A 16936-nucleotide genomic window follows, 5' to 3' on the forward strand; every position below is an offset into this window, starting at 1 on the left:
AAAACGATTGCGCTAAACGATTGCGCAATCGTATCCTGTTTTATGTGATCAACCTCACGTTTGGTGTTTTTCTTTCACTTCATTTCCTTGCAAATTGTGATGTCGGCATTATTTTATCCGGCGTTGCATGAGTATAATGCGCCGGACTCTTAATGAGCCGAATTGTCGAGACGCCAAACTTAACTTGAGGGATGCCATAAACTATGAGCGTGTTTATGAGCCTGGTTGGGATGGTAGTACTGCTACTGATTGCTGTACTTCTATCTGATAACCGTAAAGCTATTAATCTTCGTACTGTTGGTGGTGCATTTGCCATCCAATTTATTATTGGTGCATTTGTTCTTTATGTACCAGTCGGTCGTGACGTGCTATACGGCATGTCTCAAGGTGTTGCTAACGTTATCAACTATGGTAACGACGGTATCAACTTCTTGTTCGGCGGTTTAACGTCAGACAAAATGTTTGAACTGTTCGGCGGCGGCGGTTTCGTCTTTGCCCTACGTGTACTACCTGTTATTGTTTTCTTCTCTGCACTGATCAGCGTGCTGTACTACTTGGGCATCATGCAGGTCGTCATCAACATTCTTGGTGGTGGTTTACGTAAAGTTCTGGGCACGTCTCACGCAGAATCTATGTCTGCAACAGCGAACATTTTCGTCGGTCAAACAGAAGCACCGTTGGTGATTCGTCCGTTCGTACCGAAGATGACACAGTCTGAGCTGTTTGCCGTTATGTGTGGTGGCCTAGCGTCTGTTGCGGGTGGTGTATTGGCGGGTTATGCGTCAATGGGTGTACCACTAGAGTACTTGATTGCCGCATCATTCATGGCAGCGCCAGGTGGTCTTCTATTTGCTAAGATCATCAAGCCTGAAACTGAAACGCCTGTCACTCAGTTGGCTGAAGACGCAACGTCAGGCGACGACAAGCCAGCAAACGTGATTGATGCAGCCGCTGCGGGTGCTTCTTCAGGTATGCAACTTGCGTTGAACGTTGGTGCGATGCTACTTGCATTCATCGGTTTGATTGCACTGGTTAACGGTATGTTGGGCGGCATCGGCGGTTGGTTCGGTATGCCTCACCTAACACTAGAATTGATTCTGGGTTACGTGTTCTCACCACTTGCATTCCTTATCGGTGTGCCATGGTCAGAAGCAACAGTAGCGGGTTCATTCATCGGTCAGAAACTGGTTGTGAACGAATTCGTGGCTTACTTGAACTTTGCCCCTTACCTGAAAGATGCAGCGGAAGGCGGTATGCTGGTTGCTAACACCGGTGCGGCAATGTCTGATAAGACACAAGCTATCATCTCGTTCGCATTGTGTGGCTTCGCTAACCTATCTTCAGTCGCTATCCTACTGGGTGGTCTGGGTGGTCTAGCACCAAGCCGTCGTCACGACATCGCACGCTTCGGTATGAAGGCCGTAGCAGCAGGTACATTGTCTAACCTGATGTCAGCGACAATCGCAGGTCTGTTCGTTACATTGTCTGCAATGTAAGTTCGAGCCTCGCTGAATAAAGAACGCCGCCGTGAGCAATCACCGCGGCGTTTTTGTTTGTGTCGATAACCTAGAATCGAGTTTCGAGTGTTGAGTGTCGCGTTTCTCGTCCCTAGTTCCTCGTTCCTGCTTTTGGTTTTCTTGCTTTATCTCGCTACTCGCCACGGATTCCCGCATTTCTCGTTCCTAGTCCCTCGTCCCTGTATTTTTAGGTTCTAGGTTCTAGGTTCTAGGTTCTAGGTTCTAGGTTCTGTGCTTGCACATCTCGTATCCTGCTTCTCTCCGATCAACACATACGGTAAACATCTGCGATCTTGTGGCCAATACATGTCATAAAATCGATTGCGCTCCGGTTTCTGCTGTCCCCCTTTGCTAGCATTACATTCGTGGTTTAGGCGACTACACTTTCTGTGTGCAAAAGCAGACAGAGAGAAAAATCATGAGTGAAGTACTGTTAGCCGTTGTTGCGGGCTTTATCGTGGGGGTCCTGTTTTCAGCGATCAAATTGCCTATCCCAGCACCGCCTGTGTTATCAGGGGTGATGGGCATTTTCGGGGTCTACGGCGGCGGGATTGCGTACCAGTGGATCGTCGAACGCTTTTTTACCTAGTGACGGTCGCGTTGTTTACTCCGGTGGTCAGTTTTTCGTTCTGGAAACACATTGTCCACAGCTGGAAACGTAACTTTCATGGTGAGGCCTAGGTTGCCTTGGTATGATTGACCGGCACCATCGAAATAAGATTTACGCTGTATTTGCCTTGTTTTGTCATTATGTTATGACCAGTGAGTGCAAGTGAGCATCACGGCCGAGCAACCCCATCATGCGGTTGTCGGCGCGGTGAAACGGATAGCAATTCGCTCCCTGATCTCGCGATAGGGGGAGAAGACTTCAGGGAATCAAGTCCGTTATACCTGAGTGGCAGCGGTGCGCTGCATCGGGTATCACTGTTCACATCGCGGGCCGTTTGGCAGTGATATTGAATATCACTGCTAGGCGTAGAGGAACGGTGTTTATTAGCTTGTTTAAATAGAATTGGACTGGAGAAAGTCATGAGCGAATTAAAAGCGGCTGCACTGCGTGCGCTTCAACTAATGGATCTTACTACGCTGAACGAAGACGACACTGACGCAAAAGTGATCGCGCTTTGTAAAGATGCAAAAACAGCGGTAGGTAACACGGCTGCGATTTGTATTTATCCGCGTTTTATTCCTGTGGCGAAAAAGCAGCTGCGTGAGCAAGGCACACCGAACGTGCGCATTGCAACTGTGACTAACTTCCCACACGGTAACGACGACATCGAGATCGCTGTCGCTGAAACCAAAGCCGCTGTGGCTTACGGTGCAGACGAAGTGGACGTGGTATTCCCATACCGCGCGCTAATGGCGGGCAACGAAGAAGTGGGCTTTGAGCTGGTTAAACAGTGTAAAGCGGCGTGTGGCGATGTATTGCTAAAAGTGATCATCGAAACGGGCGAATTGAAAACAGAAGCGCTGATCAAAAAAGCCTCTGAAATTTCAATCAACGCTGGCGCAAACTTCATCAAAACGTCTACTGGTAAAGTGCCAGTGAACGCGACCCCAGAATACGCTGAGATCATGCTAAACGTGATCAAAGACATGGGCGTAGCAGAAACGGTTGGTTTCAAACCAGCCGGTGGCGTACGCACGGCAGAAGATGCACAGCAGTATCTATCAATGGCTGACCGCATTTTGGGCGACACGTGGGCAGACAACATGCACTACCGTTTTGGTGCATCAAGCTTGCTAGCAAGCCTACTTCACACGCTAGGTGAAGGCGAAGCAGCAGCGGAAGGCGGCTACTAATCCATTCCAATAAGGTGGCCGACTGGCCGCCTTATTTTTAACTGTCCATTTTACGTTTTACTTTCTGGTTTTTAATGACGATTTTTGCCTACGTTCGCTTTGTGCGGCGTCTACAGGCGGCTCGCGTACACCTGAAAATCACCGACAGTAAACCGTAACGATCCTATATTCGCTATTATTGGGGAATACCATGTATTTACCACAAGAAATCATCCGCAAGAAACGTGACAACATTGAGCTAACGGCTGACGAAATCAATTTCTTCATTCAAGGTATTGCCAAAGATACCGTGTCAGAAGGCCAGATCGCTGCATTCGCGATGGCGATCTACTTCAATGATATGACCATGGATGAGCGTGTTGCGCTGACCTGTGCGATGCGTGATTCCGGTATGGTGATTGACTGGAGCCACATGAACTTTGATGGCCCAATCGTCGATAAGCACTCTACCGGTGGTGTGGGTGACGTGACATCGCTGATGCTTGGCCCAATGGTGGCAGCATGTGGCGGTTACGTGCCGATGATTTCTGGTCGTGGCCTCGGTCACACAGGCGGTACATTGGATAAGCTGGAATCCATTCCAGGTTACAACATTACCCCAACCAATGACGTGTTCGGTCAAGTGACCAAAGACGCGGGTGTGGCGATCATCGGTCAGACCGGTGACTTAGCGCCAGCGGACAAGCGTGTGTACGCCACCCGTGACGTGACCGCGACCGTGGATAACATCTCGTTGATCACGGCGTCTATTTTGTCGAAGAAATTGGCCGCAGGCCTTGGCTCGTTGGTGATGGACGTGAAAGTGGGTTCAGGGGCGTTCATGCCGACCTACGAAGCGTCAGAAGATTTGGCTAAATCGATTGTGGCTGTGGCGAACGGTGCGGGCACCAAAACCACCGCGTTGCTGACTGACATGAATCAGGTGTTGGCATCAACGGCGGGGAATGCGCTCGAAGTGCGCGAAGCCGTGCAATTCCTGACCGGTGAATACCGCAATCCTCGCTTATTTGAAGTGACCATGGCATTGTGTGCGGAAATGCTTGTAAACAGTGGTTTAGCGGCAGATATTGATCAGGCGCGCACGGATTTGCAAACGGTGTTGGATAACGGTAAAGCGGCAGAGTGCTTTGGTAAAATGGTCGCTGGCCTTGGTGGTCCGGCTGACTTTATGGCGAACTACGACAACTACCTCGAACGCGCTGAGATCGCCAAGCCGGTATACGCCGAGCAAAGCGGTTATGTGTACGCGATGGATACTCGCGCATTGGGTATGGCCGTTGTGGGCATGGGTGGCGGTCGTCGTGTGGCGGCAGACACCATTGACTACGCGGTAGGCCTGAGCGACATGATCCGTTTGGGTGATGAAGCCAATGCCGAGCAACCACTGGCCGTGATCCACGCGCGTACTGACGCACAGTGGGAAGAAGCGGCCAAAGCCGTGCGTGCTGCAATCACGATTGCGGATGAAAAGCCGGCACCCACACCGGTTGTTTACCGCCGTGTTCGTCCTGAAGATGTTTGATGGAGTGCAAAATGAAACGTTCAATTATTCTGGTTCTGGATTCTTTTGGCATTGGTGCCACTGCAGACGCCGTTGATTTCGGTGATGTAGGTGCCAATACCCTGGGCCATATTGCACAAGCGTGTGCACGCGGCGAAGCCGATAACAGTTTACGCAGTGGTCCATTGAACCTGCCAAACCTGAACCGTTTGGGTTTGGGTAAAGCGGGCGAAGAATCGTCCGGTGAGTTCCCTGCAGGGCTTGACCCGCAGGTTGAGATCACGGGCGCTTACGGCCACGCAGCGGAATTGTCTTCAGGGAAAGACACCCCATCGGGTCACTGGGAAATGGCCGGTGTACCGGTGTTGTTTGATTGGGGCTATTTCTCCGATCACAGCAACAGCTTCCCAACGGAATTGACCGATCGCATTCTTGCCCGTGCAGGCCTTGACGGCTTCTTGGGGAACTGCCACGCATCAGGCACACAAGTGCTGGATGACTTGGGCGAAGAACACATGAAAACCGGCTGGCCGATTTTCTACACCTCGGCAGACTCGGTATTCCAGATTGCGTGTCACGAAGAGACGTTCGGCTTGGACAAGCTGCTTGAGCTGTGCCAGATCGCACGTGAAGAATTGGCCGATTACAACATTGGCCGCGTGATTGCACGTCCGTTCATTGGTCCTGCGAAAGGCCAGTTTGAGCGTACCGGTAACCGTCGTGATTTGTCGGTTGAGCCGCCGGCGCCAACCTTGCTACAGAAGCTAGTGGATGAGAAAAACGGTGACGTGATCGCCATCGGTAAGATCTCTGACATTTATGCGGGTTGTGGTATCACGCAGAAAGTGAAAGCAACCGGTATTCCTGCGTTGTTTGATGCGACGCTCGCGCAAATGAAAGTGGCGGGTGACAACACCATCGTGTTCACCAACTTCGTTGATTTTGACTCCGCGTACGGCCACCGCCGTGATGTTGCCGGTTATGCCGCGGCACTGGAATATTTCGACAAGCGTTTGCCGGAAATTCTTGCGCTACTGCAGGAAGACGACGTGTTGATCCTGACCGCCGATCACGGTTGTGATCCTACGTGGCCAGGCACGGATCATACCCGTGAGCACATCCCTGTTTTAGTGACCGGTCCGAAGATCAAAGCAGGCTCACTTGGCCGTCGCGACACGTTCGCTGACATCGGTCAGAGCTTGGCAGAATACTTTGGTACCAGCGACATGGAATACGGGAAATCTTTCCTGTAAGCCGAACGAAAAAGACTGATCCCAGCGCCGTTTAGGTCTATATTTGCTTAGATTAACACTGCGCTGGGCAGATCTGTTGACATTGGGATGGGCGACAACAATAAGACCCACACCAACCCATGATATAAAGGAAATAACAATGGCGACTCCTCACATTAACGCAGAAATGGGTGATTTTGCAGACGTAGTATTGATGCCGGGTGATCCACTTCGCGCAAAATACATTGCAGAAACCTTTCTAGATGACGCAAAAGAAGTGTGTAACGTACGTAACATGTTCGGTTACACCGGTACGTACAAAGGCCGTAAGATCTCTGTCATGGGTCACGGCATGGGTATCCCTTCTTGCTCTATCTACGCCACTGAGTTGGTTAAAGACTTCGGCGTGAAGAAAATCATCCGTGTTGGTAGCTGTGGTGCGGTACGTGACGATGTAAACCTACGTGATGTTGTGATCGGCATGGGTGCATCAACGGATTCTAAAGTGAACCGTATGCGTTTTGGCGGCCACGATTTCGCGGCACTGGCTGATTTTGGCATGGTGAAGAACGCGGTTGATGCGGCGAAAGCCAAAGGTATCGACGTAAAAGTGGGTAACATCTTCTCTGCGGATCTGTTCTACAACCCAGATTTCGATTTCTTCCAAACGATGAACAAATACGGCATCGTGGGCGTAGAAATGGAAGCCGCAGGCATCTACGGTCTGGCGGCAGAATTCGGCGCGAAAGCACTGACTATCTGTACTGTGTCTGACCACATCCTACGTGGCGAAGCGACGACTTCTGAAGAGCGTCAGCTAACGTTCAACGAAATGATGGAAATCGCGCTTGAGTCTGTGTTGCTTGGCGACGCTGACGAAGCATAAGCGTCCTTAATCAGGCGATAAAAAAAGGGCTGACCCATTGGGTCAGCCCTTTTTGTTTTCGTTCGGTTCACTATCCCGTTAGCGATGGTATACGCACGCGCCGTGCATTAGTCTTTCTTATTGGCGGTGAGCAAATACGGGAAATGCCAAATGTCTTTACGGCGGCCAAACGTGAAAGCCAGCATGAACCCGATGGCCACAGCCGCAATGATCAGTGAGCGGATCACGGAGGTGATATGGTCAATGTCATACAGCGTCCGTGCCAACAGGCGATCGTGCTCTAAGGTTAAGCGCAGAAATCCCACCACCTGATGCGATGTCATGATCGGTTCTACAATTTGCTGACGGCCATAACTGGCCACCGACAACGGGGTTGAGAGCCCGGTGACTTGGGTCAGCGGCATCGCGTCCGTATTTTTGGCGATGGTCGCCCCTTCCAAACTGTAGATCGTGGCATCGAGGATCAAGGGTTCATCGGCCAAGCGTTCCACCAGCACCTGCAACTTGTCTTGATGTTTCTCTACCACATCCGAGCTCGCGGTTTGTGCGGCTTGACGGGCCATCAAGCGAGTGAGGGTCTGTGTTTGTTCACTTAAAGCTTGGTAGTTACGTTTGGTCAGATCCGAGCCATATTCCAGCATCGTAATGACCGCGGCTAAACAGCCGAACACGACAAACAGTTGCCATGCTTTTTGAAAGCGCGTTTTTTTATATTTCATCATCTCAGCAGTACTAAGTGTGCCAATATTATCTTTGGGCTTGCCCTGGTAATTTACAATAGGGTAACGTGTGGCAAGACATTTACTTTAACATGGATGGTGTATAAGTGCTTAAAATAAGGAAACATACCTCGCTATATCAACGGTATCCCGCCGTGGTATCGGCCAGTAACCGTGATCGTCACCGCGCGAGCACCCTGATTTATGGTCAAGCGATCTGCCCAGAGATGGTGGCGTCCATCGAAGCGACGCTGTCGGTTTCGCTGGGGTTGGCGGCGGCGTGGAAGGTCGGGCCGTATGATTGCTTGTTGGCCACGGTTCCTTATTCTGAGGCGTTGGCGGAGTGCGTGATCGCCCACCAACTGGATATTGCCCATGTGCAGGATGTGCCGGACTTGCTCGAGCCCGGTTTAGTGGTGATGGATATGGACTCCACTGCCATTCAAATTGAATGTATTGATGAAATCGCGGCTTTGGCGGGTGTCGGTGAGGAAGTGGCTGCCGTGACTGAGCGTGCGATGCAGGGTGAGCTGGATTTTGCCCAGAGTTTGCATCAACGGGTCGCAACCCTTGAAGGGGCGGATGAAGCCATATTAGAGCAGGTGCGGGCTGGGTTGCCGTTAATGCCCGAGTTGCGTGAGCTGGTGGAGACCTTGCACCATTATGGCTGGAAAACCGCCATTGCCTCCGGCGGCTTCACCTATTTCTCCGATTTCCTGCAACAAGAGCTGGGACTCGCCCACGCTCAATCGAATACCCTTGAAATTGTCGACGGCAAGCTGACCGGCAAGGTGCTGGGTGACATTGTCGATGCACAAGCGAAAGCGACCATTTTGCACCGTTTGGCGGCGCAATATGACATTGCCCCGCACAACACCGTGGCGGTGGGCGACGGCGCGAATGATTTAGTGATGATCAAAGCGGCAGGGCTTGGCGTGGCCTACCACGCCAAACCGAAAGTGCAGGCAGAATCGCCCGTGGCCGTGCGCTATGCCGCTCTCGGCGCGATTCTCTGTGTGTTGTCCGTTTCGTTACTGCCGCACCACCTCAGCTGGTGATCGCCGGAGTGCGAGGCAACGATGATCTATCGGCTAGGTGATCTCTAGCCGGATCAGCACTTCATCGGTGATGTCATGCAACTCACCACATCCCATTAACGTGCTGAATTCTTCTTCCAAGGCGCGCGCCCGATGCAGGGTTAACCGCGCCAGTTCCCCCAATTCGCGTCGGATCAGCGTCGTCATCGGGCTCAGTACCGGTACCGCGGTGATCCGTAACGCAATGAATTCGCCGTGATAACGGGCCTGCTTGATAAATTGAACCCGTGCGTCCGTATCGGCAAAGTCATCATACAGTCGCCCTTCCACATGCAGCACTGTGTCGCCCTCCCGCTCGACCCACATATACACTTCGTGCACATACGGTTGCTGGATCTCGGCGGGGCGTAAGGGATCGGTCAGCATCCGTTTGTGGCGATCGCGGAAAATAGGCTCCAGCGAGTAGCCCGTTTGTTCGCCAATTTGATGAAACAGTTTCACCAGCGGCGGCACTGGGAAGTTACAGCCAATGGCTTTGATGGTCGCTTTGTGGGCGGCCTTCTCGGCAAAATACGGCACACTGTTGAGGCGACCGAGCAGCATTTGGTGCATCGCCAGTAACAGCTCACCCCGTGGCAGACTTTCGCCCCGACGGGTCAGCTTATTCTCGTTATGTTGGATCAGTTTACGTAAAAACAGTGCGCATTTTTCGGCGCGCGCGCCGTCACCGGTGATGAGCTGGATCTGTCGGTAGTCGGGACTGATTCGTACCACGCGATACGGCACCCGCTCCAGTGGGGCCCGTTTGTCCATCTGTTGCAGGCGCGGAAAGCTGATCGTGATCGTGTCGTGGCGTTTAAGGGACAACGGCGATGACAAGGTAATGTTCAAGCCACGCGAAGAGAAGTCCACACTCTTACCGGGCAAATTCACACCGTCTTCGGTGTGGATATGTACCGGTGTTTGAAACAAGAAACGATCTTCGCAGCGTTGCGGTTTGGGATCGAAATACACCGCTTTGGCACTGGCCACCGGATCGCGCGGGTGACGGAAAGGGTGCAAGGCACTGGCCGGCATTTTCGGTTTGAAGATCAACCGGTAGTCATGCTGCGCGTCGCGGTTACTCAGATCTTGCAATAGCCCGATATGAGTTAACGTGCTGAGCGGGCCGATCATGTCAGGTGCGATGTCTTTGAGCGCGTCAAGGTTATCGCGGCTGATGGGCTGTAAGGTCAGGCGATATACCCGCCAACTGGCGCGCTGGGCACCGACATGCCAAAACAGCTGACGTTGTTCACGGTTCATTTCAGGCAGCGCAGCCGAGTAAAAATAGGTTTTGCCACTGTGGGTGTGGCTGAAGCTATAGAGCAGGGTGCTCGATTGTTTCAAGCCAGCTTTGCCCAAGCTGGTGAGGCGGGCGTCTGACAGCAAGTGGTTAATCACTGGCTGGTTACGTTCATCATGCCAGTCGTCCCATAAATGTCGGTTGTGCGGGGTCAATAAGCTGTATTTGAGCGTGGTGCCGGAAAAGAACAGCGGCATCGCACTGCTGTGTTTGAGGTAGCAGTGTTCATAGCCGCGGGTGCGCACTTGGATCACCTTGTCTTCGTGATCTTGACGGGCGCGGTTTTGAGTACGGTCAAGGTAGTCTTCAATGGCCGTTTTGATGACGGAGCTGTCACCGACAATTTTCAGCCGCAGCCATTTATAACTGTCGTGCTCACTGCTTTCGTCGATCGCCAGCACGCGGTAGGCCAAGCCCCGCATCAGGTGAGGCGTATTCAGCACGTCCGCCATTTTGGGGAAACGGGCGTTCACGACCATGCCAAGGTGATAGGCAAACGCGGACGGTACCTTGAATTTGGCGCCGGAAAACGACAAGTCCGCCGTAATGGCATTCACCACATGGCCGTCAGGCAGTTCCAGATTAACGGGTGTGCTGATATGCAGGCGGTTTTCATGGCGTGTCAGGTAATGACCAAAACGGAGCAAAGGCACGTCATGCTGGGTGTCACGACTGAGCATAGGCGTGTCATCAGCTTGCAGCAGGGCTTGCTGTTGTTGCTTTTCCTGCTGGTGCATCACGCGGAAATTGTTGTGTGTGTTTGTCAGCGCCTCATAAAGCCCGACCCGAAATTGGCCGCCAAACGCGAGGATGCCTTGGTGATAGGTGTTCAGTGCCACGTCATCCAGCCAATGGCGCAAGCCGTGCAATTCATACGGGCGACAGTCACCGTTGACGCGGCCACGCAAATCCACAATTTGGTGGCAGGGGGCCATCAGACGGTGCAGTTCCATCTTAATTTGTAACCGTGTCGGGCCATCCTCGCCTTGGGTCATCATGTCGAAGGTATCGGTAAAGTCATCGCGGTCATAGACGGGAATGAGGCTTTCAATCAACCCTTTGTGCGTGTTGAGTAACATAGTACTTTTTTATTTTGAAGGTCTTCGTTTATTATCGGTCTTTTGCCCCAAAAATTGAGCCTATATGCGTGTGCAATGGTCATTATTTCTTATTGCTGAGCCGTTGGCGGGGCAGTGTGTGCCGTAAAGTGAGGGGCTATCATGGCGAAAATCAAACGTGCTTATGTCTGCAGTGATTGTGGCGCCGACTTTCCTCGCTGGCAGGGGCAATGTAGCGCCTGTGCTGCCTGGAACACAATAACAGAATTTACCGTGCCGAAAACCCGTGCGGCGGTTGGGGCATCCAGTGCCGCCAACAGTTATGCCGGTGCGGCGACCAAGGTACAAAAACTCTCGGAAGTCGAAAGTAAAGACTTGCCGCGTTACACCTCGGGGATCTCTGAGCTGGATCGGGTGTTTGGTGGCGGCATTGTGCCGGGTTCAGTGTTGCTGCTGTGTGGCGATCCGGGGGCGGGGAAATCGACCTTGTTGCTGCAAAGCATCGGTGCGGTTGCCGCCAATAAAACCGTGCTGTATGTGTCGGGGGAAGAATCTATTCATCAGATCTCCCAGCGTGCCCAGCGTTTGAGTACGCCTAACGTAGACAAAATTCACGTGGTGGCGGAAACCTCGGTCGAGCAGATTTTAAATCACATTACCGAGCAAAAGATCGAGTTTGTGATCATCGACTCCATCCAAACCATGACCGTGGCGCACAACGATTCGGCGGCCGGTAGCCCGAGTCAGGTCAAAGAGTCGGCCGCGGCGTTAACCCGTTTTGCCAAGACCGAAGGCGTGACCTTCATGATTGTCGGCCACATCAATAAAGATTCCAATGTGGCGGGGCCGATGCAGTTGATCCACATTGTGGATGGGCTGTTTGCGCTGTCGTCGACCGCCGATGAAAAATTCCGCGTGCTACGTACCTCGAAAAACCGTTTCGGTGCCGATTCAGAATCGTGCTTCTTTGCCATGACGGAAACGGGTATGAAGCAGGTGAAAAACCCGTCGGCCTTGTTCCTGAGTCGATCGGATAAAAACCATGCGGGCTCAGCCTGTACCACCTTGTGGGAAGGTACGCGTCCGCTGCTGGTGGAAATTCAGGCACTGTGTAATACATCGGTGACGGAGAACCCACGCCGCTTAACCGTGGGCTATGACGGTAACCGCTTGGCGATGTCGATTGCGGTATTGGCGCGTCACGGTGGGGTGATGCTGTCAGACATGGATATCTTCGTGAACTGTGTCGGCGGGATCAAGATTGAAGAAACCTCGGCAGACTTGGCGGTGCTGCTGTCCATCTTCTCTAGCTTTAAAAATGCGCCGATCCCGCAGGATGTGTTGGTGTTTGGGGAAATTGGCCTGAACGGCGATATTCGTCCGGCGGCCAACGGGGTAGAACGTATTCGTGAAGCGGCCAAGCAGGGCTTTACCCGTGCCATCGTGCCTAAAGCCAACGCCAGCCGTCAGATCAGCGGTATCGAGATCATTGCCGTGGAAGATCTGCAAGAAGCTTTAACTGCGTTTGATCGCGTCTCAGGCTAAGCCTCTGAGATAACGATAAACATAAAGACAAATAAAAAAGGGCAGCCCGTAGGCTGCCCTTTTTGTTGCTGATGTCTTGGGATTACTTAGACATACGCTTGTACTTGATGCGGTGTGGCTCAGCCGCTTGTGCACCCAGTGTTTTCTTCAACCAATCTGTGTATTCGGTGTAGTTACCTTCAAAGAAGCTCACCTGACCTTCATCACGGTAGTCAAGAATGTGGGTCGCCACACGGTCAAGGAACCAACGGTCGTGCGAGATCACCATGGCACAGCCCGGGAATTCCAACAGCGCTTCTTCCAATGCACGCAGGGTTTCTACGTCCAAGTCATTGGTCGGTTCATCGAGTAGCAACACGTTGCCGCCCGCTTTCAGCAGTTTTGCCAAGTGAACACGGTTACGCTCACCACCAGACAAATCGCCAATCAACTTCTGCTGATCGCTGCCTTTGAAGTTAAAGCGAGACGCATACGCACGGGCTGGAATTTCAAAGTTGTTGATACGGATGATTTCCGCACCTTCTGAAATTTCCTGATAGACCGTGTTTTTGTCGTTCATGCTGTCACGGAACTGATCCACCGACGCCAGTTTCACGGTTTCACCCAGCTCAACCGTCCCTGAGTCAGGCTGTTCAACGCCGCTTAGCATCTTAAACAGGGTGGATTTACCCGCGCCGTTCGCACCGATGATGCCGACGATGGCGCCTTTTGGCATGCTGAATGACAGATCGTCGATCAGAACGCGATCACCGTACGACTTGGTCAGGTTCTTCACTTCCAGCACTTTGTCACCCAAACGCTCACCTGGCGGGATGAACAGTTCGTTGGTTTCGTTACGACGCTGGTGGTCGGTGCTGTTCAGCTCTTCAAAGCGCGCCATACGGGCCTTTGATTTCGCCTGACGGCCTTTCGGGTTCTGACGCACCCACTCAAGTTCTTTCTCGATGGTCTTCTGACGCGCTTTCTCTTGCGAGGATTCTTGCTTCAAACGCGCATCTTTCTGCTCAAGCCATGAGGTGTAGTTACCTTCCCATGGAATACCTTCACCACGGTCAAGTTCCAGGATCCAGCCTGCGGCGTTATCCAGGAAGTAACGGTCGTGCGTGATCGCCACAACGGTGCCGCTGTAGTCCACCAAGAAGTGCTCAAGCCATGCCACGGATTCTGCATCCAAGTGGTTGGTTGGTTCATCAAGCAGTAGCATGTCTGGCTTATCAAGCAGCAGGCGACAGATTGCCACACGACGACGCTCACCACCGGACAGGAACTTCACTTTCGCGTCCCATTCAGGCAGGCGAAGGGCATCGGCCGCACGCTCAAGTTGCATCTCAAGGTTGTGACCGTCTTTGGTTTCGATCAAGGCTTCTAGATCGCCTTGCTCTTTCGCCAGCTTATCAAAGTCTGCATCTTCTTCTGCGTAGGCCGCGTAAACCGCGTCCAGACGCGCGAGCGCATCTTTTACATCGGCAACCGACTCTTCAACCACTTCACGGACGGTTTTTTCTTCGTCCAGTACCGGCTCCTGTGGGAGATAACCCACTTTCAGGCCAGTTTGTGGGCGTGCTTCACCTTCGATGTCGGTATCAATACCCGCCATGATGCGAAGTAGGGTGGATTTACCTGAACCATTTAGGCCCAATACGCCGATTTTGGCGCCAGGGAAAAAGCTCAGTGAAATATCTTTTAGGATTTGACGCTTTGGTGGGACGATTTTACCCACGCGCGACATGGTATAGACGTATTCAGCCATATCCGTTTGCGATCTCTAAACTATAAATGAAAGGGAGTATTTTACCTGTTCTGGACACAAGTTTAACAGCTATGTTGATAATTGTTGGCGTTTACCCGATGCATTCTGATGCTTCTCGGCCACTTCGCGAACATGTTCGTGAATACGATCACAGTCACAGGCAAGATGAACGGTGTGCTGACGTGGCGGTGGTGTGAGCGGTAACGGGACGAGAGGGGGTCAATCGAGATGCCTTGGCGAAAAAAGCCGGTGAAAACGGCCAGAAAAATACACGGGAAATACCCCCTAATACATGCCTGCCGACGATGAGGCTGTCTATAATTTTAGTGTTTGCGCTCCGTTGATGTGTGCAGGGTATCATTCGGTACAGTGCGGGGTTTGACGTCAATCCAACCTTGCCGAGCGTGACTTGTGGTCGATGGCAGATATATGCAATATAACACTGTTATCGCGACAAAAATGAGAGATAACCAGAATCGGCATGGACGAACGAAGAATGGGATGGTGCTGTGCATAGCATGAAAAATCGAAACAGATTATCAGGATGGGCGTTGTCGCTGGGGATGCTGCTATTGCCGCTATCTATGGCGCAAGCGGCCACCTTGGACGAGCAGCGCGAGTGGTATGCACAAGCGCAGGCCGCATTAGAAGAACAGGACATGCCGGCCTACCAAGCCTTACGCAGCCAACTGGATGCGTATCCCTTGGCGCCGTATTTGGATTACCGCGAGTTTTCCTTGTTGCTGCCGACTAAAAGCCCGGAAGACGTGAAGACGTTTGTTGAGGAATTTAACGCCTTGCCGTTCAGTGGCACGATCCATGATCGTTATTTATACCAACTGGCGCGCACGCAGCAATGGAAAACCTTCCTCGCCATGCAGCCAGAGGCGCCGCGAGGCCGTGCATTGCAGTGTTATTACTACACGGCAAAATTGGAAACCGGTGACAAAAACCAAGCGTGGAAAGGCGCAAAAGCCGCGTGGCTGACGGGCAATTCGACCCACGATACCTGTGATCCACTACTCGATGCATGGAAAGCGGCGGGTAAGCTCACTAACGGCCTGATCTTGGATCGCATGTTGCTGGTCTACGGCGAGGGCAACAAAAATCGCCTCAAGTACCTGCGCAAGCAGTTATCCGGCAACAGCCAGCAAGCGGGCAACACCATTGTCAGCCTGTATGATAAACCGGAAGGCGTTGCCGTGTTTGCCAAGCGCAGCAAGGTCACGCCGTTTAATCAACAGTTGACCACTTTGGCCTATAAAAAGCTGGTGCGCAGCGATGTGGATGAAGCGATCGCGCAATACACCGCTACCATGAAAGGGCAGCATTTCAGCCAAACGAAGCAACAGGTGTTGGCGGATTACGCCGCCAGCCGGCTAATGGCGACGCAAGATGCGGACATGCAACAGTGGCGGGATCAAGCGTTGGCGAAAAGTCAGTCCATTTCATTGTTGGAACGCCGTATTCGCCAAGCCATGCGTGAAGACGATTGGGACGCGGTGGTGCAATGGGTCGATCGCCTGCCTGCAAAAGCGAAGAAAGACATTCGCTGGCGTTTCTGGCAAGCCCGATTGGATGCGATGGCGGGGCGTGATGATAAAGCAAAAGCCGGTTATACCGCGCTATTAGGTCAGCGTAATTTCTACAGTGCTGCCGCTGCGACAGTATTGGGCGAGCCGATTACATACCCGACCAAAACCGTGACAGATACCTCGGCGGTGACCAAAAAGTACCAAGAGACACTGGTGCGGATCAAAGAGCTGGTGCTGGAAGACAAGGTGCTGGCGGCGAACCGCGAATGGCACTATCTGATGCGCGGGTTGGATCAAAACGAGATCGCCGCACTGGCCGCGTATGCGGCCAAGCATAAGTGGCACCACTTGGCCGTGCAGGCGACCATTGCCGGTAAGCTATGGGATCACATTCCGCTGCGTTTCCCAATTGCCCATAAGTGGTGGTTTGACTTCTTCAGTAAGAAGCGCGATCTGCCGACGGTGACCATGATGGCGTTGGCGCGACAAGAAAGTGCCATGAACGTGGAAGCCATGTCGCCAGTAGGCGCACGTGGATTGATGCAGTTGATGCCAGCCACAGCCAAAGCGACAGCAAAGAAGCTGGGACGTAATTATGCCGGTAAAGAGAGTCTGTTTGATCCTGGGGTCAACATTCGTTTAGGCAGTGGTTACCTCAAGATGATGCTGGAGCGTTACGACAACAACCGCATTTTTGCCTTTGCGGCGTACAACGCGGGGCCGAGTCGGGTGGATCGCTGGCGTGCCGGCACCGACGGTAAGCTGGACGCGTATGCCTTCATTGAAGCTATTCCGTTTAATGAAACGCGCGGTTACGTGCAGAACATTTTGATGTTTGAGATTTATTACGGCGAGTTGATGGGGCAAATGCCGCCGTTGCTCAGAAAGAATGAATTAGCCGCAAAATACTGATTGTTTTGGACGGAACGACGCAGCGTAAAAGGAATTTTCCTGATCGGGGCTAGGTAGTCTTGGCGTAAAGGGATAGAATCAGTACTCGAAAACGAG

At 52.4% G+C, this 16936-nt stretch carries 12 protein-coding genes; 9 read left to right on the forward strand and 3 right to left on the reverse strand.

The annotated features are described in order from the left end of the window. Positions 1 to 203 precede the first annotated feature (203 nt). The 6 genes from ACSF8W_RS18955 (at position 204) to deoD (ending at position 6939) form a co-directional block, all read left to right on the forward strand. Complete coding sequence (locus ACSF8W_RS18955) at positions 204 to 1496, forward strand: NupC/NupG family nucleoside CNT transporter (RefSeq protein ID WP_500848722.1); 1293 nt, start codon at positions 204 to 206, stop codon at positions 1494 to 1496. 439 nt (positions 1497 to 1935) lie between these two features. Then, complete coding sequence (locus ACSF8W_RS18960; protein WP_500848723.1) at positions 1936 to 2106, forward strand: XapX domain-containing protein; 171 nt, start codon at positions 1936 to 1938, stop codon at positions 2104 to 2106. A gap of 440 nt (positions 2107 to 2546) precedes the next feature. Then, a complete protein-coding gene (gene deoC / locus ACSF8W_RS18965) occupies positions 2547 to 3320 on the forward strand; it encodes a deoxyribose-phosphate aldolase (RefSeq protein ID WP_500848724.1) in 774 nt (257 codons plus the stop codon). Between the two features lie 190 nt (positions 3321 to 3510). Continuing rightward, positions 3511 to 4842, forward strand: a complete 1332-nt coding sequence (deoA, locus tag ACSF8W_RS18970) for a thymidine phosphorylase (protein WP_500848725.1) — start codon at positions 3511 to 3513, stop codon at positions 4840 to 4842. An 11-nt stretch (positions 4843 to 4853) separates the two neighbouring features. After that, positions 4854 to 6074, forward strand: coding sequence for a phosphopentomutase (locus tag ACSF8W_RS18975; RefSeq protein ID WP_500848726.1), 1221 nt, complete (start codon positions 4854 to 4856; stop codon positions 6072 to 6074). Between the two features lie 139 nt (positions 6075 to 6213). Continuing rightward, entirely contained in the window at positions 6214 to 6939 is a 726-nt protein-coding gene (gene deoD / locus ACSF8W_RS18980) for a purine-nucleoside phosphorylase (RefSeq protein ID WP_428476283.1), read from the forward strand. 107 nt (positions 6940 to 7046) lie between these two features. Here the strand turns inward: deoD and ACSF8W_RS18985 are convergent, their stop codons facing one another. Then, positions 7047 to 7661, reverse strand: a complete 615-nt coding sequence (locus ACSF8W_RS18985) for a YtjB family periplasmic protein (protein WP_500848727.1) — start codon at positions 7659 to 7661, stop codon at positions 7047 to 7049. A gap of 104 nt (positions 7662 to 7765) precedes the next feature. Here ACSF8W_RS18985 and serB point away from each other — a divergent pair, with 104 nt between their 5' ends. Further along, positions 7766 to 8716, forward strand: a complete 951-nt coding sequence (serB, locus tag ACSF8W_RS18990) for a phosphoserine phosphatase (protein ID WP_500848728.1) — start codon at positions 7766 to 7768, stop codon at positions 8714 to 8716. Positions 8717 to 8749: 33 nt separating this feature from the next. Here the strand turns inward: serB and ACSF8W_RS18995 are convergent, their stop codons facing one another. After that, positions 8750 to 11119 carry a PilZ domain-containing protein gene (locus tag ACSF8W_RS18995; RefSeq protein ID WP_500848729.1) on the reverse strand — a complete coding sequence of 790 codons (2370 nt, stop codon included), beginning with the start codon at positions 11117 to 11119 and terminating at the stop codon, positions 8750 to 8752. A gap of 141 nt (positions 11120 to 11260) precedes the next feature. Between ACSF8W_RS18995 and radA the strand changes: the two genes are divergently transcribed. Continuing rightward, the gene (gene radA / locus ACSF8W_RS19000) at positions 11261 to 12643 is read left to right on the forward strand and encodes a DNA repair protein RadA (RefSeq protein WP_500848730.1); all 1383 of its coding nucleotides are present in this window, start codon (positions 11261 to 11263) and stop codon (positions 12641 to 12643) included. Positions 12644 to 12725: 82 nt separating this feature from the next. Here radA and ettA read toward each other — a convergent pair whose 3' ends face one another. Next, positions 12726 to 14393: an energy-dependent translational throttle protein EttA gene (gene ettA / locus ACSF8W_RS19005; protein WP_500848731.1), complete on the reverse strand. Its 1668-nt coding sequence runs from the start codon at positions 14391 to 14393 to the stop codon at positions 12726 to 12728. A 518-nt stretch (positions 14394 to 14911) separates the two neighbouring features. On the opposite strand from ettA, the gene sltY reads away from it, so the two are divergent. Next, positions 14912 to 16840, forward strand: coding sequence for a murein transglycosylase (sltY, locus tag ACSF8W_RS19010; protein ID WP_500848732.1), 1929 nt, complete (start codon positions 14912 to 14914; stop codon positions 16838 to 16840). Positions 16841 to 16936: the final 96 nt, after the last annotated feature.

It is taken from the genome of Photobacterium sp. 270122K, from assembly GCF_059941365.1.

Excerpts from the sequence above, each read along its gene's own strand:
- ACSF8W_RS18955 (WP_500848722.1), top strand. The coding sequence starts at position 204 with ATGAGCGTGTTTATGAGCCTGGTTGGGATGGTAGTACTGCTACTGATT.
- ACSF8W_RS18960 (WP_500848723.1), top strand. The coding sequence starts at position 1,936 with ATGAGTGAAGTACTGTTAGCCGTTGTTGCGGGCTTTATCGTGGGGGTC.
- deoC (WP_500848724.1), top strand. The coding sequence starts at position 2,547 with ATGAGCGAATTAAAAGCGGCTGCACTGCGTGCGCTTCAACTAATGGAT.
- deoA (WP_500848725.1), top strand. The coding sequence starts at position 3,511 with ATGTATTTACCACAAGAAATCATCCGCAAGAAACGTGACAACATTGAG.
- ACSF8W_RS18975 (WP_500848726.1), top strand. The coding sequence starts at position 4,854 with ATGAAACGTTCAATTATTCTGGTTCTGGATTCTTTTGGCATTGGTGCC.
- deoD (WP_428476283.1), top strand. The coding sequence starts at position 6,214 with ATGGCGACTCCTCACATTAACGCAGAAATGGGTGATTTTGCAGACGTA.
- ACSF8W_RS18985 (WP_500848727.1), bottom strand. The coding sequence starts at position 7,661 with ATGATGAAATATAAAAAAACGCGCTTTCAAAAAGCATGGCAACTGTTT.
- ACSF8W_RS18995 (WP_500848729.1), bottom strand. The coding sequence starts at position 11,119 with ATGTTACTCAACACGCACAAAGGGTTGATTGAAAGCCTCATTCCCGTC.
- radA (WP_500848730.1), top strand. The coding sequence starts at position 11,261 with ATGGCGAAAATCAAACGTGCTTATGTCTGCAGTGATTGTGGCGCCGAC.
- ettA (WP_500848731.1), bottom strand. The coding sequence starts at position 14,393 with ATGGCTGAATACGTCTATACCATGTCGCGCGTGGGTAAAATCGTCCCA.
- sltY (WP_500848732.1), top strand. The coding sequence starts at position 14,912 with ATGAAAAATCGAAACAGATTATCAGGATGGGCGTTGTCGCTGGGGATG.